This is a genomic window from Methylocapsa polymorpha, from assembly GCF_045689225.1.
GTDB lineage: Bacteria > Pseudomonadota > Alphaproteobacteria > Rhizobiales > Beijerinckiaceae > Methylocapsa > Methylocapsa polymorpha.
Map to the genome: position 1 here is coordinate 1,569,200 of NZ_CP136862.1, position 20,739 is coordinate 1,589,938.

Genomic DNA, 20,739 nt, shown 5'->3' on the forward strand with positions numbered 1-20,739 from the left:
CGAGGCATGCCGGAGCGTTGATTAAACTTGGCGCTCGCAGCGCAAGTGACTAGGATTGCACTTGCTATGAGCAAGGGGCTCCGAAGCTACCAAAAAGACAACGGCGCGAACACCCCTCACATCTTCTTGAGGCTTAGGCTCGCGCCTTCCTTCGGGTCCTTCGTCCAGGTGCCGTCGGACTGCTGGTCGAGATGCGTGCTATGGCCCTTGCGCGCGGTGAGCACGAGGCGGCCGCCGACGATCTGCCAGGCGACCGGATCGAAGATTACGATTCCCTGATCGCGGCAGCCGGGCGCGAGCGAAGCTTTGTTGCCGCTGCGCGCCTTCGTCTTGCTATCCAGGGTCAGCATGCAGCCCGTATCCTTGTCGCCCGCGCGCAGAATCGAATAGCGGCCCGCGGCCTCGCCAGCCGTCGCGGTCGAATGCGTCGCGCTGGCTTTGGCGGCGATCCTGATCGGCTCGGGCGAGGCCGTCGCGGCCGCTTCGCCAGCCGGAGGGGAGCCTTCGGCGCGCGCTCTCGACCGCGACGAGGCGATAGGTCTCGCCTTGTGGCCCGCTGGCGATAAAGTCTCGTCGCCGGCCGAGGCGAAATCGAGCACGGGCCGGCCGCTCCGGTCGGCGAGATCGAGGCGATCATCGGCGGCGAGCCTCCAGGCGTCGACGCCGACGAGAATCGGAAGCGCCCTGCGGCATCCGGCCGGCATGGCGACCCCGCGCCCGCCGCTCGCCTCGGACGGCTGCAGCGTCACGCGGCAGGTGCGGTTCGAGTCCTGAAGCGACAGATCCCATTGCCCGACGGCGGCTTCCGGGCGCGCCAATGAAATCCCGGCCCGCGCTTCCGTGCAAAGGAGAAGGCTTGCGGAAAGAACCAAACTGGCCAATGCGCTTGCCGCTCGCCGCGCCGGTCCGCGCATCTCGCTCGTCTTCTTCATTTTATCAAATGTCTCCGAAGCCGCCTGGACGCCTTGCCTGAACTTCCGCTTTTTCAACAGGTAGCCAAAATTCGCGCTTGAAGCCAATCTTATTCGTCGCGGCCGCCGGCGCCGCGCAAGCATAGATCAGCATTGCTAAACAAAACGTCTCGCTGCGCGGCAAACCTCAAATCTTGGACGATTTGTCGCTCGGACGAAAATGCGCTATCGGTTCAAGGGCCGAAGGCGTTGCGGCCAAAGGCGAGGGCGCGTCGGCGCCGTCCGGCTTTGACTCCTTTCCCGGAGAGGTTTTTGAGTTTTGGATAGCCGCTCAGCCAAGGGCGATTGCGGCGGCGAGGCGATGGACATCCCGCTTCCGGCCGATAAGATCGTTTTTCAAACAGAAGCTGCTGCGCTGGGCGCAGCCTCGGGCGGCGAGGCGCCAGGCCTTTGGGCGCGCGTTGGATTTTATGGAGACCATCCCTTGCTTCGCCCATTCGGCCTTGCGCTCTGCTGCCTGGGTCTCGGCTTGGCTTCGGCTCAAGCCGACGTTGTGCGCGCACGCTATTCCGTGACCCTTGTCGGGCTTCATATCGGCGAAGTGGCCGCGGTCGGATCCCTCGATCCCGCGACCTATAGGGTCGATCTCAACGCCAAGCTGACCGGTCTCGCGGCGCTGCTGTCGAATGTCAAAATGGCGCTCGCCTCGACCGGCGGACTTCGCAAGGGCGTCGTCGCGCCGGCGACCTTCGCGACGACCTCGGCGAGCTCGCGCGAAACCCGAACCGTGCGGATGTCGCTGAATGCCGGTAATGTGAAGAAGGTGGAAATTATTCCGCCGTTCGAAGACAGGGATGGCCGGGTTCCCGTCACCGAGGCGCATAAGCGCAACATCCTCGATCCGACGAGCGCCTTCATCATGGCGGTTCCCGACGACCAGCCCCTGGTCGGGCCCGCGGCCTGCAATCGGACGATCCCGATCTATGACGGCTTCGTCCGCTTCGACATCACGCTCTCCTATGTCGGGACAAGGGATGTCGAGGTCAAAGGCTATTCGGGCCCGGTCACGGTTTGCGCCGCTCGCTACACGCCGATCTCCGGGCACAAATGGGACTCGAGATCGGCGCGCTTCATGGCGCAGAACCGGGAGATCGAGGCTTGGCTCGCGCCGGTCCCGCGCGCCCATGTGGTCGTGCCTTTTCGCGTCGCCTTGACGACCCTGGTCGGCGGGGCTGTGATCGACGCGGTTGAATTTTCGGTCGAGCCGAGCGGCGTCGCCGCGACCACCACGCACTGATCTGATGAGGCTCGAGTCTAGAGCGCTTCCCGATCAGATGAAATCATCTGATCGGGAAGCGCTCAAATTCAAAGAGCTGGAGCATGTTCTGATCGAAAAAGTCGATCAACTTTTTCGGAACATGCTCTAAGCCGCGCGGCCCTAAAACCTCACTTCAAAAACACGTAAATATCGGCTTCGAGGCTCGCGTCGCCTGAGTCTTTTGTGTCGGTGAGATATTCCTCGACGAAGAGATTCTTCGCCTCAAGCCCTTTTTCATCGAGAAAAGCGGTGATGAGGTCATAGGTCGAGTCGATGTCGTCATAAGAGCCACGGTGAAGAAACTTGATCGCCTTGCCGGACGGCGACACGCCAAGCTTCACCCCATCCGTCAATTCGGTCTTGCCCTCAGGCTTTTCCGCGATGGGCGCCATGGCCTCGAAATGAAAATTATTATCGTCGGTCGACAGGAAAACCGCGAAAGGGCGGCCCGTCGGCGTCAGCCCGGCGGTCTTGACCGCGGCGTCGACCTTTTCAATCGCGCCAATGATGGATTTGAAGCCATTGGCCCAATCCGAATCGCCGCTGAGGAGCGCCACTGGCCGGGCCGGAACGTCGAGCGTCACCGTCGTGGCGTCGCTCGGAATGCCCGGCGCATTGGGCGACTCCGGCTCCTGGGCGGTTGAAGGCGTATTCTCAACAGGCGCGGTCTTGTCGGCGGCGGCGAGGCGCGTCTGCGCGACGGCAGGCGACGGCAGGCTCGCTAGCAAGACCAGAACCGCGACGAGCGCCAATGCGGCGCCCGCAAATCCTTTGAATTCGCCGAGTCTCATTTGCCGCTCCCAAATTGCCGCGCGCGCCCGCCTCGCGCCATCCTCCGCCCATCTGCAAAAGTCGGATTGGCGAGCCGAGCCGGGCGATCCCATAAGAACCTGACCTTCGACAAAACGATGGCCGTTCACGAATGTTTTTCCTATATGGAAGCTAAACCACAGATGAATGAACGCCGCCCCATGAGCGCCCTCGCCAATAGGCTAGTAACGAAGATGAACGGCCTCGGCAATGAGATCGTCGTTCTCGATCTGCGCGGCGGCGACGTAGTGGTCAGCGGGCCGGAGGCGCGCGCGATCGGCCAAGGCGAGGGTCTCGCCTTCGATCAACTCATGGTGTTGCAGGATCCGATTTCGCAGGGCGCCGATGCTTTTGTCACGATTTTCAACAGCGACGGCTCGCAAGCCGGCGCCTGCGGCAATGGCGCGCGCTGCGTCGCCTGGACCCTCGCCCGCGACGCAAAGCGCAAGGAGCTCACGCTGGAGACCGCGACGGCCAGGCTCCAATGCCGGCGTCTCGACGACTGGATCTTCGCTGTCGAAATGGGCCGGCCGCGCCTTGCCTGGGATGAAATTCCCCTGCGCGATCCGGTCGATGACACGCGGTCGATTGATTTGGCGGTAGGTCCGCCCGACGCGCCGATCCTGTCCGGCCCCTCGGTCGTCAACATGGGCAATCCGCATGCGATCTTCTGGGTCGCCGATATTGAGGCCTATGATCTTGCGGCGATCGGACCGCGCGTCGAGAACGATCCTGTCTTTCCCGATCGCGTCAATGTTTCCTTAGGCCGCGTCATCTCGCGCGAGCATATCGCCCTCAAGACCTGGGAGCGCGGAGCCGGCTTGACCCGAGCCTGCGGCTCGGCCGCCTGCGCCGCTCTCGTTGCGGCTGCGCGGAAGAATCTGACCGGCCGCGCGGCGACTGTGACTCTTCCCGGCGGCGATCTCGACATCGCATGGCGCGAGAGCGATGACATTGTCGTGATGACTGGCCCGGTCGAATTCGAATTCGAGACGCGACTCGACCCAGCGCTTTTCGCGGACATGGCCACGTGAGCGGGGCGGGGCGCGTCGAAGTCATAAGTTTCGGCTGCCGGCTCAATCTCGTCGAGTCCGAGGCCATGCGCCGCGCCGCGGCGGCCAGCGGACGCAGCGGCCTCGTCATCGTCAATACTTGTGCGGTGACGGCGGAAGCCGCGCGACAGGCGCGCCAGGCCATTCGCAAGATCAAGCGCGAACGCCCGATGGCCGAAATCGTCGTGACCGGCTGCGCCGCCCAGATCGACGCCGATCAATTCGCCGCTATGGCGGAGGTTTCAAGGGTGATCGGCAATGTGGAGAAAGCCGATCCGAATATTTGGGCGCCAGGCGACGCCGGCCAAAGGGGCGCGGCGAAAGTCCAAGTCTCCGACATCATGCGTTCGGACGCGCGGCCGCAAAGCATGAGCGAAGGCGTCGAGGATCACACCCGCGCCTTTCTCGCCATCCAGACGGGATGCGACCATCGCTGCAGCTTTTGCGTGATCCCGTTCGGGCGCGGGCGCTCCCGATCGACGCCGGCGTCAGAAATTGTTGGCGCGACCCGCCGGCTTGCGGCGCAAGGCTTTCGCGAGATCGTGCTGACCGGGGTCGATCTGACCTCCTATGGACTGGATCTTGACGCCGCGCCGCGCCTCGGCGGTCTCGTCAAGGCGATCCTGCGCGCGGCGCCGGAGCTGGAGCGGCTGCGGCTCTCCTCGATCGACTGCGTCGAAGCCGACGCCGATCTCATCGACGCTTTCGCCAGCGAGGCCCGGCTGATGCCGCATCTCCATCTCTCGCTCCAGGCCGGCGACGATTTGATCCTGAAGCGCATGAAGCGCCGGCATAATCGCGCCGACGCCGTCCGCTTTTGCGCCGAGCTTCGCCGGCTGCGGCCGAACATCGTCTTCGGCGCGGACCTCATCGCCGGGTTTCCGACGGAAACGGAAACCATGTTCCGAAACACGCTTGCGCTCGTCGAGGATTGCGGCCTGACGCATCTTCATGTGTTTCCATTTTCGGCGCGGCCCGGAACGCCCGCCGCGAAAATGCCGCCGGTCGCCGGCGCCGCGGTGAAGGAAAGGGCGCAAAACCTACGCGAGGCGGGCGAGGCGGCCGTCCGATCGCATCATCAGGCGCAGATCGGCAAGGTCCTGCGCGTCCTGACGGAGCGCGGGGGAATTGGCCGGGCCGAGGATTTTTCCCGCGTCCGGCTCGCCGATCAGCCGCCGTCGCGAATGCTCGACGTCGAAATCTCCGGCGCCGATGGAGCAGCGCTCGATGGCGCGATTTATCCGCCCGATTTTGCCGGGCGCCGCCAAATTGTCGTCAATTGTTAAACGCTCGCAGGCTATTTACTAAACAATGTTTGCGAAAACCCGACGCATTTTCGGAAAAATATAATGCGAAATCAAAAGACGCCGCCTGGCTTCGCAATTCCATTCCGCGCGAAACCGTTCTAGAGCGCTTTCCGATCACATGGAATCATCTGATCGGAAAGGAATCGCTCAGTTTCAAAGAGTTGGAGCATGTTCTGATCGAAAAAGTCGATCAACTTTTTCGGAACATGCTCTAAAGCCGATCCCGATCAGGTCACATCGCCTTGCGATCAGAGGCCCCTATTTGCGGAGAATGACGTGCCGACGCTGATTCGTTTCCTCATAGGTCTCGGCGTGCTGGCCGGGATCGTCTATGCCGGCATGATCGCTCTCGTCATGTTCGTCGATCCGCAACCGCGCGAGATGACCCAAACGATTCCCGCCGCGCGCCTGAACAAATAGCGCCGCGATGGCGGCCGCGAAGCAAAGATCCGCGAAGCGATCCGGCCTGATCGACGGCTTTCTCGATATGATCGCGGCCGAGCGCGGTGCCGCTAAAAACACCATCGAGGCCTATGCTCGCGACCTCGCCGATTATGTCGCGGCGCTGGACGGCGCCCGCAAGACGCCTGTCGACGCGACGACGGACGATATTCGCGCCTATCTCTTGAGCCTGGAGGCGCGCGGTCTGAAGCCGACGTCGAGCGGCCGAAAACTGTCTTCGCTTCGTCAATTTCATCGGTTTCTCGTCGCCGAGGGCCGCCGCGCCGACGATCCGGCCGCCATCCTCGAAGGGCCGCGGCGCGGCCGAGGCTTGCCGAAGATTTTATCGGTTGCGGAGGTCGACCGTCTTCTCAGCGTCTCCAAGGAGGGGCTCGAGGATGCGGCGCGCCCTCCAGCCGAGCGCCTGCGCGCCTTGCGCACGGCCGCGCTGCTCGAACTGCTCTACGCCACAGGCCTGCGGGTGTCAGAGCTTGTGGCGCTGCCAAAAAGCGCGGCGCGGACCAAGGAGCCTCTCATCAACATTCGCGGCAAGGGTGGTCGGGAGCGGCTTGCGCCAATGTCGGAGCCAGCGCGCCGGGCGATCCGCGCCTATCGCGAGCTCCTCGAAAAAAGTTGCGCCGGAGCGGCCGCCGGCCCCTGGCTGTTTCCCGCCGATAGCGCGAGCGGCCATATCACGCGGCAGGCTTTCGCGCGCGATCTCAAAATCTGCGCGGCGGCGGCGGGCATAGGTTCGGCGCGCGTGAGCCCGCATGTGCTGCGCCACGCCTTCGCGAGCCATTTGTTGCAAAACGGGGCTGACCTACGCGTCGTGCAGGAATTGCTCGGCCATGTCGATATTTCGACGACGCAAATCTACACACATGTGCTCGACGAGCGCATGAAGGCCATGGTGCGCGATCTACATCCGTTGGGCGATGAGTGACGCGTGGGTTGTAGCGCTGCCTTTTTTCAATTTGAATTTGAGCTTCCGCTTTTCTAAACTAATGCAGATTCCAGCAGCATCCTGGATGCGCGGGATCCACCCTTCCGCCCGCGTTCAAATCGCATTTGTAGAAATTGCGAGGGCAGGACGGTTTGTAAGGCCGACCCGCCGCAGGACTCCAGCAACAGTCTGGATTCGCGGGATCGATCCGACCGCCTCTATTCAAGGAGCATGGATAGTAATTGGTGCGGCACTCCTGGGCGTTAGCCGCGGTAACCGCAGCGATCGCCACCAATACGGTCAGGACCCGGAAAATTTCATAGCGCATGACCATCCCTCGATGATTCCAGGCGTTTCTCTGTCGAAACGTCAGGGGCGCCGGTCTGTTCCTGGCCGGACTCGAAATTCATGGCCCCGCTGCGACCCTCACCCGCCATTCATCGCGGCCGGCGTCGGTTAGGCTGTTTCAGATCCTTCTTCCTAAGTCGACGACTCAATTTACAAGCATGGTAATGTTGAAGCCGTGCATTCTTCTAAGAAACAACCGGTTTCCGTGATCTTCAATTTCGTAGCGCACCGAATAGGTTCGCCCATTCGTCGTCGCCAGCTTTCCCGTGCACATCCTTATTCGGCCTGCTCCCCATTCTTGATGCTCGTCGGTGAGCGCAATGGCGCTTGCCCCGGCCGCCCCCAACCTGGCGGCGGTTCTTTCGAATGTATCCTTGACTTGGGCTTTTGTGATGTCAGCCTGGCACTCAGGAACTCTAAATCCGAAGGGAGCGTTGACAAGGCTGGAAACAAGAACCGTCGTCCACCAGCTGAAAGTTAGATAAAGAGGCGCCGCAATCAGCCAGACCGCCATCCCCGCGACCTTGTGCTGTTGATCCTTTTTCTGAACTTCGATTGAAATCAGCAGCAGCCATAAAGCGACGGCTAGAATGTTCAGCGCGGTAGGGACATGGCTTAGCCACGAGATGTTCGATTCTACAAATTCGTTTCCCGTGGATCGAATCAGAAATGCGTCGATCAGGCCGCCGACCAGCGGCGCCCCGAACACGAAGAACGGCCAGAGCCTTTTGACCGCACGCGGAATTCGCGACGGGGCGAGACGGGCCACCTCTCCGTATAGCCTCCATCCGCCCCCGGCGGAGCTGCTCCGAATAAGAGTCTGAAGCGTTATTTCGCCCGCATCATAAAGAGATTTGAGCTGCTCCGCGGTCACAGGACCCTCGATCGCTCCGTTCCGCTGGTACGTCCAGGTTTCCATGCGCCGCCTCCGCTTATTTTCCTCGAAGTAAGAGCCGGGAAAAAGCGAAAGACAAGCCCGGACATGCGCAAGGTGGGCGAACTTGACGCCAGGTCCAATAGGCTGAACCCTCGCGCGCCTCGCCGAGGACGACGAGCGCGATCCAAGCGCCTTCAGGCCGCCCGGCCGCTCGCGAGCCACGCCCTTAAGAAGGCGTCGGACCAGCGCGCCACCGCGGCGTCATGCCGGAGCCAGCCTTGGAGGTGGCGATGGCGCGGATGCGCGCCCGGCAGCGACAGGCGCTCGGCGGAGCGAATCGACCACAGGCACATCATGGCGAGCGTGACTTCCGGGTGAAACTGGAAGCCATAGGCCGCCTTGCCAAAGCGGAAGGCCTGCGCCTCGAAATCCTGGCCTTTGGCAAGCAGGGTCGCGCCATTCGGCAGATCGAAGCCTTCGCGATGCCATTGATAGACCCGGTTGGGAAACCGGCAGTCGCAGAGGCGATGGCCATGCTCGGTCGGATGGATCGGGTAATAGCCGACCTCGACGCGGCCTTGCGGGTGCGGGCGGACCCTGTGCCCAAGATGGCGCGCCAGCATCTGGGCGCCGAGGCAAATGCCGAGGAACGGCTTCTCCTCCTTCAGCGCGACCCCGATCCAGTCCATCTCCCGGCGCAGCCAGGCATGCTCGTCATTGGCGCTCATCGGGCCGCCGAAGACGATCGCGCCGTCATGATCCTTCAGGGTCGCAGGCAGCGGCTCGCCGAAGCGCGGGCGCCTTATGTCAAGCTGGAATCCCTGGGCTTGCAAGATCCGCCCGAATCGCCCGGCGGAGGAATGTTCCTGGTGCAGAATCACGAGAATCTTGCCGCAGGGTGTGAGGCTTATAGGCATTGCTCTCAATGTTGAAGATATGGGGCCCGCGTCAGACGCTTGGGCGACGGCTTTGCTGCAAACGCGCAATAACCCACAGAATCAGCGCTTTTGGCAGGAAGGGCAAGGCCCAAACGGTAAATTTGTTGGATAATCCCGACACGATTTCCCGGCGCCCGGCGATCAGGGCGGCATAGCCCGCCTCGGCGACCTCGGCCGCGCTCTGGGCCGGGAAATAGTTCAACCCCGTTTCCGGGCTGAACCCCGCGCGAGACTGGAACCCGGTTTTCGTCACGCCCGGACATAGCGCCGTGACGATGACGCCTTCCGCGCGCAATTCCTGCCAAAGTGAGCTCGAGAAGGACAGGACAAAGGCTTTTGAGGCGTAATAGACCGTCATCCCGGGCCCGCCAGGGAAAAAGGACACAACCGACGCGACATTGAGAATCTTGCCCTTGACCCTGCGGATCTCCGGCAGAAATTGCGCGGTTATCTCCACAAGCGACCGAACATTGAGGTCCACGATACCGAGCTGCTCGGCGGGATCCAGCTCTGCGAATGGGCCCATGAGCCCGAAACCGGCATTGTTCACCAGAATGTCCGGGGCTGCCCGCGGCCCCGAGCGCGGCGGCGACGGCCCGCGCCGCGCCTGGCTTGGCGAGATCAAACGCCAGAACGATGGGGCGCGGCCGGCCGGTCGCCGCGATTTCATCGGCGAGCGCCTCAAGCCTGTCGTGGCTGCGCGCCGCCAGCGCCAGATCATGGCCATGCCGGGCGAAGACGCGGGCGAGATCGGCGCCGATCCCGCCTTTGAAGCTCCGGTGATCAGGGCGACGCGGCGCGTCCGAGGCGGCTCCTGGCTCATGCGCGCCCCTTTGCCAGCGCGGCGGACCAGGGGCTTTGGAATTCGGCTTCGGGCGGCGTCTGCCCGGCGACGCGCTGGCGCAGCAAGACCCGGTCGCGCGTCGAGACGCCGAGAAGCTCGGCGACGCGCCAGATGGTGTTTTCCTCCAATTCGTCGATCGCGCCGTCGGCGAATGCGATCTCCCACATCATTTCGATGATCTTGATCCTCCCGTCCTCGTCGAGGGCGCGTTTCAGGACGCTCGTGAAATGAAAGAAATCGACGGCGTCGCGGTCGCTCAGCTCGGCTTGGTGGATCAACTCCGCGGTCGCCCTTTCGTCGAGGCCAAAGCGCTCCTCGATGATCGCCTTCAGCCGGCGCCGCTCGGCGAGATCGGTCTGGCCGTCGACATTGGCGGTGTGGACGAGCAGGGCGACGGCGGCGAGTCGATAATCGTCCTCGCCGAAACCTCTGTCGGCGGCCTCCGCGCCAGTCACCTCGGCAATGAATGTCTTCAAAGCGTCAAACATCAAATATCTCCATACGGGCTCGCGCGCCCGCAATAAGAGCGAATATGGCGACGATTGGTTAAATGCGCATCGGCCCGAGGTCGAGCATTTTCGGTTTTGCGGCCCGATTCGAAAAGGCGGAAAGGCTTTTCGATGGTCGGGCTTTAGCGCAACAGCACGCATGTCCAATAGCCCTCGGGCCGGTGAAAGGCGTAGCGCATTTCCTTGATCCAGGCTTGGCAGGTCGCTTTCGCGGCGAAGCAGACCTTTTCATCGCGCCAATCGATCTGGCCATAGAAAACTGGATCGGGGCGGCCGCCGCTGAAATGGCCGAGCCAGACCGAGGGCCAGGGGAGGGTTTGCGCCGTTATGAAAAACGGCTGAAAGGGCGGCGCTCCAATCGAGCAAGGGATGCCGATGTTTTCCGGCGGGGCCAGGGGCGGCGGCGGAAGCAGCGGGACCGCGACGAAGCCGACGTCGGCGGCGCCTGCCGAAGCCGAAAAGCTCAAGCTCGCCGCGAGGGATAAAAGCCCGCCAAGCCCCCGCAAGACCCGCCTCGACGCCATCGCTCTTCTCCAGTTCAATCCCGCCTCGAGAGGCAAGGCGAATGGCGGCGATGCTACTTGCTGAAGCGCGACTTTGGAAGGCCCGAACGCCGGACGCGCGCCGGCATCATTGCAAGATGGAGCATATAATAGAGCGCGCCTTTCGGTTCGCGTTGCGCCATGGCCGGCCCGGCTCCAATATGAGATAGGCTCCGACGGGCGCGTTCTCCGTCTAGAAGCCGGAGGGAGGCGTCTCATGCGCACGATCATCGAGCCTTTCCGCATCAAGATGACCGAAGCGCTGCCCGTCACCACGCGCGCGCAGCGCGAGGCAAGCCTGGCGTCCGCGCATAATAATGTGTTTCTGCTCGACGCCGAAGACATCACGATCGACCTTTTGACGGACAGCGGCACCGGCGCGATGTCGGCTCGGCAATGGGCGGCGCTGATGCAGGGCGATGAAAGCTATGCGGGAAGCGTCTCCTGGCGCCGTTTTGAAAGCACGGTGCGCGAGATCACCGGCTTCAAGCATATTTTTCCTACGCATCAGGGCCGCGCCGCCGAACGCATTCTCGCCGCCACGCGGCTGAAGCCCGGCGACATCGTGCCCAACAACAGCCATTTCGACACCACCCGCGCCAATATCGAATATGTCGGGGCGCAGGCCGTCGATCTGCTGACGCCCGAAGGGCAGGACATTTATTCCGACGCGCGCTTCAAGGGGAACATGGATGTCGGCAAGCTCGAACGCCTGATCGAGACAAAGGGCGCGAAGGCCATTCCCTTCTGCATGATCACCGTGACGAACAATGCCGGCGGCGGCCAGCCCGTCTCCATGGAGAATATAAGGTCGGTCAAGAAAACCCTCGGGAAATATAATATTCCCCTGGTCATTGACGCCTGCCGCTATGCGGAGAACTCCTATTTCATCAAGGAGAACGAGCCGGGCTTCGCCGATCGAAGCCTCATGGAAATCGCGCAGGAGATGTTCTCGCTCGCCGACGGCGCGACGATGAGCGCCAAGAAGGACGGCCTGGCGAATATCGGCGGCTTTCTCGCCTGCCATGACGACGAATGGGCGGAGGATTTCCGCAACATGCTCATCCTCACCGAAGGGTTTCCGACCTATGGCGGGCTTGCGGGCCGCGATCTCGAAGCTGTCGCGGTCGGGCTCAAGGAGGCGCTGGAGCTTGAATATCAGCGCTACCGCCACGCGACGGTGGACTATATGGCGAGCCGCCTCATCGAGCGCGATATTCCGATCGTGCGCCCGGCGGGCGGCCATGCGGTCTTCATCGACGCGGCGGATTTCTGCCCGCATCTGAAACCGAGCGATTTTCCCGGCATAGGGCTCGTCAATGCGCTTTACCTCGAAGGCGGCATTCGCGCCGTGGAGCTTGGCAGCGTCATGTTCGGCCGCGTCCTTCCTGGGACGAAGGAAGAGATCGCGGCTCCACGAGAACTCGTTCGCCTCGCTTTCCCACGCCGCGTCTATACGCAAAGTCATTTCGACTATGTCATCGAGGTGCTGGATCTCGTCTGGCGCCAGCGCGGCGCGATCCCGCCTTACAGAATCACGAAGCAAGCGCCCTTCCTGCGCCATTTCACGGCGCATTTTGTCCGAGGCGACGTCGAGCCATGCTGAACGCCGAAGCCGCTGGCGCGCGGGAGGAGACGCGAAAAACCTTCGTGCTCGCGCATGGATCCTGGCACGGCGGCTGGTGCTGGCGGCGCGTCGCCGACCGGCTGCGGGCGCAAGGCCATGCGGTCTTTGCGCCGACCTTCACCGGGATGGGCGAGCGCGCCCATCTTCTCAACAAAGACATCGGCATCGACACATTCGTCCAGGATCTCGTCGAGGTCATCCTGACCGAAGAGCTGACCGACGTCGTGCTGGTCGGGCATAGTTTCGGCGGCATGCCGATCACAGGCCTCGCCGACCGCATCCCCGAACGCATCGCCCATGTCGTCTATCTGGACGGGTTGGTCCCCGAAAGCGGCGAATCGGCTTTTTCAACCATTCCGCGCGCAGAGGCGGAGGCGCGCATCGCTTTAGCGCAAAAGGCGAATGGCGGGCTCGCGGTTCCGCCGCCCGATGTTTTGCCCGCGCCGTTCGGCCTTGCGGAAGGGACAGCTGATTACGCCTGGGTCAAGCGAAGGCTCACTCCACATCCGCTCGGCGCCTATACGCGTCCGCTGCTCCTTGGCGCCCCAGCCGGCAATGGCCTTCCGTGCGCCTATATATATTGCAGCAGCCCGCCGTATCCTTTCCTGGAGCCTTCGCTGCGGCGCGCGCAGGCCGGGCCAGGCTGGACCTTGATCGATCTCGCCGCGCCGCATGAGGCCATGATCACTCATCCGGAGGATGTGACGCGCATCCTTTTGGAGCTTGCCGACTCCCGCGCGACGCCGCGCTGAGCGGTCAGGCTGGCTCCAGCGCGCTATATTTCACTTGCCACGGTCTCGAAATAGCGACAATGGGTCTTGCAAATTTTACGACGCGACGCCAATGGTCGCGGCGAGGGGCCTTTGGCCGGCGTGAAGGGGCGAAGATTGCTTGCGGCCCGCGCGGTTGCGGATGGAAACGGTTGGGGGCAGGCGTTCGAGGGGTGAGGAGAAACCATGAGCATGAACCACCCTTACGGCGGCCCGGAGGAATTGCCGGCTGTTTTTCCTATTTTCCCGCTCGCCAAAGCCCTTTTATTGCCGCGCGGCCAGCTACCGCTCAATATTTTCGAGCCTCGCTATCTCGCGATGATTGAGGACGCGATGAAGGGGCCGCGCATCGTCGGCATGATCCAGCCAGACCCTGAGGCGCCGACGTCGCGCCTCACGCCGGCGCTGTTTCCGGTGGGCTGCGCCGGACGCATCACCCAATTCGCGGAGAGCGGCGACGGGCGCTATCTCATCACCTTGACCGGCGTCGCCCGCTTCAAGATCGTCGAGGAAATCGACGCGGTCACGCCCTACCGGCAATGCCAGGCTGATTTCAGCCCCTTTCTGGTCGATTTCAGTCCGCGCGCGGGGGAGGATTTGGTTGATCGCGACGGCGTCCTGCGCACCTTGCGCGACTTTGCCGAGACGAACAATCTGCAAATCGATTGGAGCAGCATTCACGAGGCGCCGAACGAAGCGCTGGTCAATGCGCTGTCCATGATGAGTCCATTCGGAACCAGAGAAAAGCAGGCCCTTCTCGAAGCGACGGACCTGAAGGGCCGGGCGGATGTCCTCGTGGCGATCACGGAATTCGAGCTTGCGCGCGGCAAAGGCGATTCGAGGCCTTTGCAATAGCGACGATGAAAGCCGGCCTGCGCCAGGGCGCCGGCCTTTTGTTTAGACACAACAAAAAGGGGACGCCAATGGTGGACAAAATTCAAAAGACAAGCGGAAAAGCGGCTCCCGAGCCATCGAGGATCGACCCGAGGCTGCTCGAAATCCTCGTCTGCCCGCGCACAAAGACAACGCTCGAATATGACGCGCAAAAGCAGGAATTGATTTCCCGGGCGGCGAGGCTCGCCTATCCGATTCGCGACGGCATTCCGATCATGCTGCCCGACGAAGCGCGCATTTTGGAAGACTGACTTTAGGCTGCGGCGCAGCGCGCTTGAGATCAAGCTCGGGCGCGCTGCGGCTTGCGCCGAGTCCTTGGCGGCGCGCGTCAGCGTTTGCTGACTTGGACCCCAGCCAAAAGGGTCGCCGCCCGGCTGAACAATCATCTTCAGCCCGCGGGAAGCCTTCTCCCGAAAAGGCTTCAAAGCTTAAATCTGGCGATCGCCCGACCGCTGTTTTGCCGGCGCATGGCAAATGCTATCCAATTATTGGGTTGACATTTCACCATATTATTAGTAATAATTGTTCTCAATAATAATATTGTTATGTTGTTTATTAACAAATCGATAACGCAATGCCTAGGCAGCATTGTCCGCCCCAAAAATCAGGCTGAATTGACGCGGATCGATCAATTTGCCCAAGGGGGAAAGCCGCGCCATGTAAGCGGCATTAGCGCCAAAATTAGAGTCTCATTGGCTGAAATGCTCGTGAACGCATCCGGGCTCTCTCCAGGGAATGAATTCTAGCGACGCCCGACTACAGTCGCAAGAGTCATGAGAACTAAAAAACTAATCAATTAAGTTGGGAGTCAACGCTCTCGGTCGGCGGCAGTTCCTGAAAAAGGGAGAAGTCGACTATGAGCAAAGCCAAAAAGTCTGTGGCCGCAGCGCTGGTCTCAAGCCTTTTTCTGTTGGGAGTTAGCGGCGCCCATGAAGCCTATTCAGGCTCTCCTCGAGTAAGAGGATCGGATATTAAGGCGAGCGCAGTAAGAGTTCATGAAGCTCGTTGCCCGATCGCTCATACGACCCTTTTGGTGCTAATATTTGGTGATGGACTCTGTCCAGTCCCGAAATAGATCCCAATATCGAAGTGAGCGGGTCGCACCCGTCACCACCTTTAACTAAAAATATCATTTCACATTTCCTTGACGTAAGCCGATATCCGTTTCAATTGAACCGGCGTGGTCTTGGCGACGCCGGCTGACCGCACTGATCATGCTCGACCGGAAACCTCGGCGGATGTCGCGCCGCGAAAGACGGCTGGTTCGGCTTCGGGAGGAGATGATGATCCGCAGATTGGCTCAAGCCGCCTTGGCGGCGACGCTGGCTTTCGCCTCGCCGGCGCAAGCCTGCACCGGCATTCGCCTCATCGCCAAGGACGGCGGGGTCGTGCCCGGCCGCACCTTGGAGTTCGGCTTCGATCTCAAGTCCGACGTCGTCATCATTCCGAAAGGCGTGACGATCAGCGGCTCGACGCCCGACGGCGGCAAGGGAATCGCCTACACCACGAAATATGGGGCGGTCGGGGCCAATGGGGTCGGCTTGCCGGACATTATCGACGGCGTCAACGATCAGGGTCTTTATGTCGGGCTCTTCTATTTTCCGGGCTACGGCTCCTACGCCGACGCGACCAAGGAAAACGCCTCGCGCGCGCTCGCGCCCTATGAATATGGCAATTGGCTTCTCGGCAATTTCGCAACCGTCGATGAAGTGAAGGCGAATTTCGACAAGGTCGTCATCGTTCCGGTTGTCCTCGACGCGATCAAGGAGGCGCCGCCGGTTCATTTCGTCGTTCATGACCGCAGCGGCAAATCCGTCGTGATCGAGCCGGTCGATAAGACCCTCAAGATTTACGACAATCCGCTCGGGGTTTTGACGAATTCGCCGACCTTCGATTGGCATATGACCAATTTGCGCAACTATATCAATTTGACCGCGACCAATGTTCCGCCGGTGGATCTGTCGAGCGTCAAGCTCGCGCAGTTCGGGCAAGGCAGCGGCATGCACGGCCTACCCGGCGATTTCACGCCGCCCTCACGGCTCGTGCGGGCCGTCGCCTTTTCGCAAGCGGCGGCGCCCGCGCCGACCGCACCCGAGGCGGTGCTCCAAGTCTTCCATATCCTGAATAATTTCGACATTCCGTTCGGCGCGGTGCGGGAGGCGCATGAAGGCGTTCGCAACGCCGATTACACGCTTTGGACGAGCGTGGCCGACCTCAAGAACCTGAAATGGTACTTCAAGACCTATAATGACCAGTCAATTCGCAGCGTCGATCTTCCCGCGGCGCTCGCCGCCGCGAAGGGCAAGATCAGATTCATCAAAATGGATTCGAAACAGCCCGTGCAGGATGTTTCAAAGACGCTGAAATAGGCTTAATCGTTCGCTGCGCAGCCGCTTGCGGCCGGCGCGCGCCAAATGCGAGCGGAGAGCGTGCTTTGAAAGCCAAGGTCTGGATTGCCCTCGGGGCGGAATTTTTTATCTTCGCGGCGCTTTTGTTCGGGAGCGCAGGGACGCTGTCATGGCGGGCCGCCTGGGCTTTCTTGGTCCTTTTCTTCGGCGCGGCCTTGCTGATCACGCGAAAGCTCGCCCAGGATGAGCCGGGTTTGCTCGACGAGCGGCTGAAGCTGCCCTTCCAGCAGGGCCAGCCGATTTGGGACAAGATCTTTTTGGCTGGATTCATCGTCTATTTTTTCGCCTGGCTTCCCTTGATGGGCCTCGACGCCGTCCGCTTCGGCTGGTCCGTCATGCCGGAGTGGGTTCCATGGATCGCCGCCGACGGCGTGGCCATCGCATTGTGGATCAGCTTTCGGACATTGCAGGCAAACCCATTCGCCGCGAGCGTCGTGAGGATCCAGACCGAACGAGGCCACCGGGTGATCTCGAGCGGTCCCTATGCCTATGTCAGGCACCCGCTTTACGCCTCCGCCTTGCTGCTTCTGCCGTCGATCGCGCTGATGCTCGGCTCCTGGGCGGGTCTTGTCGCGACGATTCCGCTCATCGGCGCTCTGATCGCCCGCACGGTCCTGGAGGATCGCGAGCTGCATCAATCGCTATTCGGCTATGACTCCTACGCTCGCCGCGTCCGTTTCCGGCTGCTGCCCTTCATCTGGTGAGTCGCGCGGCCCGGACGGCTTGACGCGAAGCCCCGCGTCCGTCAGTCAGGGCTTCCGCAACGCAAACCCGCCCCGCCATGTCCCGCGCCGTCGCCGATCTCTTGACGATTCTCGATCTCGAGAAGATCGAAGAAAACATATTTCGCGGTCGCAGCCCCCAGGTCGGCTGGCAGCGCGTCTTTGGCGGCCTCGTGATCGCGCAGGCGCTTGTCGCCTCGGCCCGGACCGTCGAGGGCCGCGCGCCGCATTCGCTGCACGGCTATTTCCTTTTGCCCGGCGACCCTTCGGCGCCGATCGTCTATGAAGTCGATCGGCTGCGCGACGGGAAGAGCTTCGCCACGCGGCGCTGCAACGCGATTCAACACGGCCGGGCGATTTTCTCGCTTTCCGCGTCGTTTCAGATCGAGGAGACGGGGCTCAATCACGCCGTCGCGATGCCCGACGCTCCAAAGCCCGACGCCTTGCCGAGCGAGGCCGACATGCTGGAGCGGTTCGGCGCTCTCATGCCGGAGCAAATTCGGCGCTGGTTCGCGCAAGAGCGTCCGATCGAGGCGCGGCCCGTCGATCTCGCGCGCTATGTCCGGCATGCGGCGGGCGCGCCCGAGCAAATGGTGTGGCTGCGCGCGACGGGGCCGCTCCCCGACGATCCGGCCATCCATCGCGCCGTTCTCGCCTATCTCTCCGACATGACGCTGCTCGACACCGCGCTCATCGCGCATGGGCATACCGTGTTCGACACCGATCTCCAGATTGCGAGCCTCGATCACGCCTTGTGGTTTCATCGGCCGTTTCGCGCCGACGAATGGCTCCTCTACGCGCAGGACAGTCCGAACTCGAACGGCGCGCGCGGCTTTACGCGCGGGCTGATTTTCTCGCACGACGGGCGCCTGATCGCCTCGGTCGTTCAGGAAGGATTGATCCGCCCGAAATCGCGCGTCGGCTAAGGCGCTCTTCGATGGCATGGAGGCGCGTCATCGATAAGAAAGGCTCGAATTCAAAGGGGGAGCATGTCCTCGTCGAAAAGGCGATCAAAGCTTGCGCGGCGCGTCCGAGGATGGGCGGGGCGCGATCTTGATCGTAAGCGCGCCTAATTTGACGCCGTTTCGGACTGGCGCGCAGCGCTAAAAAGGATTTCGGCGCCGGCGAGGGAGACATCGGCAGGAGCCTGATAATCAGTGCGCTTTGGGCAAAAACGCGTTCAGTCGATTGCTAGGAGGCCCGCCGCTTGCTAGCAAGGGCTGTGAGCATGGCGCGCGGTTCGCGCGTCGCGCTCTTCGGCGGCGCGCCGGTTTCCCGGCAGTTTCGACGGCTCTCGGGTATACGCAACCAGGAAGACCGATATGAAAATCGTTACTGCGATTATAAAGCCGTTCAAGTTGGACGAGGTCCGTGACGCCCTGACCAATCTCGGCGTGCATGGAATGACAGTCACTGAAGTCAAAGGCTATGGCCGCCAGAAAGGCCACACGGAAATCTACCGTGGGGCGGAATATGCGGTCAGTTTTCTGCCCAAACTGAAGGTCGAAGTCGCCGTGGCGCCGGAAGTCGTCAATCAGACGATTGAGGCGATCACCGCGGCGGCGAGGACTGGCCAGATCGGCGACGGCAAAATTTTCGTCAGCTCACTTGACCAAGCCGTGCGGATTCGCACCGGCGAACGCGATCTCGACGCACTTTAGGCCTTCGTCTTTCAAGATCCGCAGGAGTTTGCAATGAAAATCGCTTTACCTCCACCGATCGCGCTTCGGGCGATCGGCCTGGGACTTCTTCTGGCGTGCGGCGCAGCAGGTCTGGCCCATGCGGAAGCCGCGGCGCCGACGCCCAACAAGGGCGACACCGCCTGGATGCTCGTCTCCACCGCCCTCGTCCTCATGATGTCCATCCCCGGCCTCGCCCTTTTCTATGGCGGCCTGGTGCGCACGAAGAACATGCTGTCTGTGCTCTCGCAGGTGTTCATGATCGTCGCGCTCGTTTCGATCATTTGGGTTCTCTACGGCTACTCGCTCGCCTTCACCCAAGGCAACCTTGATCCGGTTCCCTACACCGACGGCGACAACGCTCCGCTCGCCTTTCTCGCCGGCATCCAGTGGAACAATTTCATCGGCGGCCTCGACAGAGTCTTCCTGAAAGGGCTGACACCGGATTCGACCTCGGCGACCTTCTCCAACGGCGTCGTCATTCCTGAATATGTCTATATGGCGTTTCAGATGACCTTCGCCTGCATCACCCCAGCCCTGATCGTCGGCGCTTTCGCCGAACGCATCAAGTTCTCGGCGGTGTTCGTCTTCATCCTGCTTTGGGTGACATTCATCTATTTCCCGATCGCGCATAGCGTTTGGTACTGGGCCGGCCCCGACGCGCTCGCCGAAGCCGCGAAGGCTGTCGCGAACGCCGTGGGCGACGCCGCCAAGGCGGAGGCGCAGACGAAGCTCGAAGCCGTCCAGGCCAACGCCGGCTATTTCAACAAATTGGGCGCGCTGGATTTCGCCGGCGGCACGGTCGTCCACATCAATGCAGGCATCGCCGGCCTCGTCGGCGCCTTGATCATCGGCCGGCGCGTCGGCTATCCGCGCGACATCGAGCCGCCGCATTCGCTCACCTTGTCGATGGTCGGCGCCTCACTTCTGTGGGTCGGCTGGTTCGGCTTCAACGCCGGCTCCAATCTGGAAGCGAATGGCACGACAGCGCTCGCTTTCGTCAACACCTTTGTCGCGACCTCCGGGGCGACGCTCGGCTGGTTGTTCGCTGAATGGATCACCAAGGGCAAGCCCTCGCTTCTCGGAATGATCTCAGGCGCGGTCGCGGGCCTCGTCGCCGTCACGCCTGCGTCCGGCTATGCGGGTCCGATGGGCTCGATCGTTCTTGGCCTGGTCGCCTCCGTCGCCTGCTATTTCTTCGTAGCCTATGTGAAGAAATGGGTCGGCTATGACGACGCCCTCGACGTTTTCGGCGTGCATTGCATCGGCGGCATCGTCGGCGCCATCGGCACCGGCATTCTGGTAGCGCCCTATCTCGGCGGCGTCGGCCTGACCGACTATACGATCAAGCCCGGCGAAGCGGCCCCTGGCGATTACGACATGCAGACGCAGGTGCTGATCCAGTTGAAGGTCGTCGCCTTCACCCTGCTCTGGTCGGGGATTGGCTCCGCGATCCTCTATAAATTCGTCGACATCTTCATCGGCCTCCGGGTCAAGAAGGACGCCGAGCAGGAAGGGCTCGACATCGCCGAGCACGGCGAACGGGCCTATAATTCCTAGAGCGCTTCCCGATCGGAGGGAATCATCTGATCGAAAAGGAATCGCTCAGTTTCAAAGAGTTGGAGCATGTTCTGATCGAAAAAGTCGATCAACTCTTTCGGAACATGCTCTAGAAGGTCGGCCTCGGCCTCGCCGCATTTGACATGCGGGAGGGATTACGCTGTCTCCTGCCGCAAAGCGCGGCAGGAGGGAGATCTATTGACGCGTCAACAGGCAGTCCTTGCCGCGCAACATGTGGC

20 protein-coding genes and 1 pseudogene are annotated in these 20,739 nt (G+C 61.8%); 14 read left to right on the forward strand and 7 right to left on the reverse strand.

The features are described from left to right. Positions 1–116: 116 nt before the first annotated feature. Entirely contained in the window at positions 117–932 is an 816-nt protein-coding gene (locus RZS28_RS07315; protein WP_407340666.1) for an AprI/Inh family metalloprotease inhibitor, read from the reverse strand. Between the two features lie 298 nt (positions 933–1,230). Here RZS28_RS07315 and RZS28_RS07320 point away from each other — a divergent pair, with 298 nt between their 5' ends. After that, positions 1,231–2,208 carry a DUF3108 domain-containing protein gene (locus tag RZS28_RS07320; protein ID WP_407340667.1) on the forward strand — a complete coding sequence of 326 codons (978 nt, stop codon included), beginning with the start codon at positions 1,231–1,233 and terminating at the stop codon, positions 2,206–2,208. Positions 2,209–2,357: 149 nt separating this feature from the next. Here the strand turns inward: RZS28_RS07320 and RZS28_RS07325 are convergent, their stop codons facing one another. Next, entirely contained in the window at positions 2,358–3,020 is a 663-nt protein-coding gene (locus RZS28_RS07325) for a GyrI-like domain-containing protein (protein ID WP_407340668.1), read from the reverse strand. Positions 3,021–3,200: 180 nt separating this feature from the next. On the opposite strand from RZS28_RS07325, the gene dapF reads away from it, so the two are divergent. The 4 genes from dapF to RZS28_RS07345 all read left to right on the forward strand — a co-directional run bounded on the left by dapF (position 3,201) and on the right by RZS28_RS07345 (position 6,782). Next, the gene (dapF, locus tag RZS28_RS07330) at positions 3,201–4,073 is read left to right on the forward strand and encodes a diaminopimelate epimerase (protein WP_407340669.1); all 873 of its coding nucleotides are present in this window, start codon (positions 3,201–3,203) and stop codon (positions 4,071–4,073) included. Beyond that, a complete protein-coding gene (gene mtaB / locus RZS28_RS07335; protein WP_407340670.1) occupies positions 4,070–5,377 on the forward strand; it encodes a tRNA (N(6)-L-threonylcarbamoyladenosine(37)-C(2))-methylthiotransferase MtaB in 1,308 nt (435 codons plus the stop codon). Before dapF ends, mtaB begins: the two co-directional genes overlap by 4 nt. Positions 5,378–5,674: 297 nt before the next feature. Beyond that, positions 5,675–5,818 (forward strand): histidine kinase, encoded by a 144-nt coding sequence (locus RZS28_RS07340; RefSeq protein ID WP_407340671.1) that lies wholly within the window; start codon positions 5,675–5,677, stop codon positions 5,816–5,818. Between the two features lie 7 nt (positions 5,819–5,825). After that, positions 5,826–6,782 carry a site-specific tyrosine recombinase XerD gene (locus RZS28_RS07345; RefSeq protein WP_407340672.1) on the forward strand — a complete coding sequence of 319 codons (957 nt, stop codon included), beginning with the start codon at positions 5,826–5,828 and terminating at the stop codon, positions 6,780–6,782. Positions 6,783–7,275: 493 nt separating this feature from the next. On the opposite strand, the gene RZS28_RS07350 is transcribed toward RZS28_RS07345, so the two are convergent. From RZS28_RS07350 to RZS28_RS07370, 5 genes and pseudogenes are all read right to left on the reverse strand, one after another. Beyond that, positions 7,276–8,049, reverse strand: a complete 774-nt coding sequence (locus RZS28_RS07350; RefSeq protein ID WP_407340673.1) for a GYF domain-containing protein — start codon at positions 8,047–8,049, stop codon at positions 7,276–7,278. 152 nt (positions 8,050–8,201) lie between these two features. Beyond that, positions 8,202–8,924 carry a glutamine amidotransferase gene (locus tag RZS28_RS07355; protein ID WP_407340674.1) on the reverse strand — a complete coding sequence of 241 codons (723 nt, stop codon included), beginning with the start codon at positions 8,922–8,924 and terminating at the stop codon, positions 8,202–8,204. 31 nt (positions 8,925–8,955) lie between these two features. Beyond that, a pseudogene (locus tag RZS28_RS07360) lies at positions 8,956–9,768 on the reverse strand (SDR family NAD(P)-dependent oxidoreductase). Next, positions 9,765–10,277 (reverse strand): TerB family tellurite resistance protein, encoded by a 513-nt coding sequence (locus RZS28_RS07365; protein WP_407340675.1) that lies wholly within the window; start codon positions 10,275–10,277, stop codon positions 9,765–9,767. Before RZS28_RS07365 ends, RZS28_RS07360 begins: the two are co-directional and overlap by 4 nt. Before the next feature lie 143 nt (positions 10,278–10,420). Next, positions 10,421–10,822, reverse strand: coding sequence for a hypothetical protein (locus tag RZS28_RS07370; protein WP_407340677.1), 402 nt, complete (start codon positions 10,820–10,822; stop codon positions 10,421–10,423). Between the two features lie 235 nt (positions 10,823–11,057). Between RZS28_RS07370 and RZS28_RS07375 the strand changes: the two genes are divergently transcribed. The 9 genes from RZS28_RS07375 to RZS28_RS07415 all read left to right on the forward strand — a co-directional run bounded on the left by RZS28_RS07375 (position 11,058) and on the right by RZS28_RS07415 (position 20,500). Beyond that, positions 11,058–12,446, forward strand: a complete 1,389-nt coding sequence (locus tag RZS28_RS07375) for a tryptophanase (protein WP_407340678.1) — start codon at positions 11,058–11,060, stop codon at positions 12,444–12,446. Continuing rightward, positions 12,440–13,219: an alpha/beta fold hydrolase gene (locus RZS28_RS07380; protein WP_407340679.1), complete on the forward strand. Its 780-nt coding sequence runs from the start codon at positions 12,440–12,442 to the stop codon at positions 13,217–13,219. The genes RZS28_RS07375 and RZS28_RS07380 overlap by 7 nt, the downstream gene beginning before the upstream one ends. A 204-nt stretch (positions 13,220–13,423) precedes the next feature. Then, entirely contained in the window at positions 13,424–14,092 is a 669-nt protein-coding gene (locus RZS28_RS07385; RefSeq protein ID WP_407340680.1) for an LON peptidase substrate-binding domain-containing protein, read from the forward strand. Positions 14,093–14,160: 68 nt separating this feature from the next. Further along, positions 14,161–14,382 (forward strand): Trm112 family protein, encoded by a 222-nt coding sequence (locus tag RZS28_RS07390; protein ID WP_407340681.1) that lies wholly within the window; start codon positions 14,161–14,163, stop codon positions 14,380–14,382. Between the two features lie 1,029 nt (positions 14,383–15,411). Beyond that, entirely contained in the window at positions 15,412–16,500 is a 1,089-nt protein-coding gene (locus tag RZS28_RS07395; RefSeq protein ID WP_407340682.1) for a choloylglycine hydrolase family protein, read from the forward strand. A gap of 65 nt (positions 16,501–16,565) precedes the next feature. Next, complete coding sequence (locus RZS28_RS07400) at positions 16,566–17,243, forward strand: methyltransferase family protein (protein WP_407340683.1); 678 nt, start codon at positions 16,566–16,568, stop codon at positions 17,241–17,243. A gap of 77 nt (positions 17,244–17,320) precedes the next feature. Further along, the gene (tesB, locus tag RZS28_RS07405; protein ID WP_407340684.1) at positions 17,321–18,187 is read left to right on the forward strand and encodes an acyl-CoA thioesterase II; all 867 of its coding nucleotides are present in this window, start codon (positions 17,321–17,323) and stop codon (positions 18,185–18,187) included. Positions 18,188–18,583: 396 nt separating this feature from the next. Then, the gene (locus tag RZS28_RS07410; RefSeq protein WP_407340685.1) at positions 18,584–18,922 is read left to right on the forward strand and encodes a P-II family nitrogen regulator; all 339 of its coding nucleotides are present in this window, start codon (positions 18,584–18,586) and stop codon (positions 18,920–18,922) included. 33 nt (positions 18,923–18,955) lie between these two features. Continuing rightward, the gene (locus RZS28_RS07415; RefSeq protein WP_407340686.1) at positions 18,956–20,500 is read left to right on the forward strand and encodes an ammonium transporter; all 1,545 of its coding nucleotides are present in this window, start codon (positions 18,956–18,958) and stop codon (positions 20,498–20,500) included. The last annotated feature ends 239 nt before the right edge of the window (positions 20,501–20,739 follow it).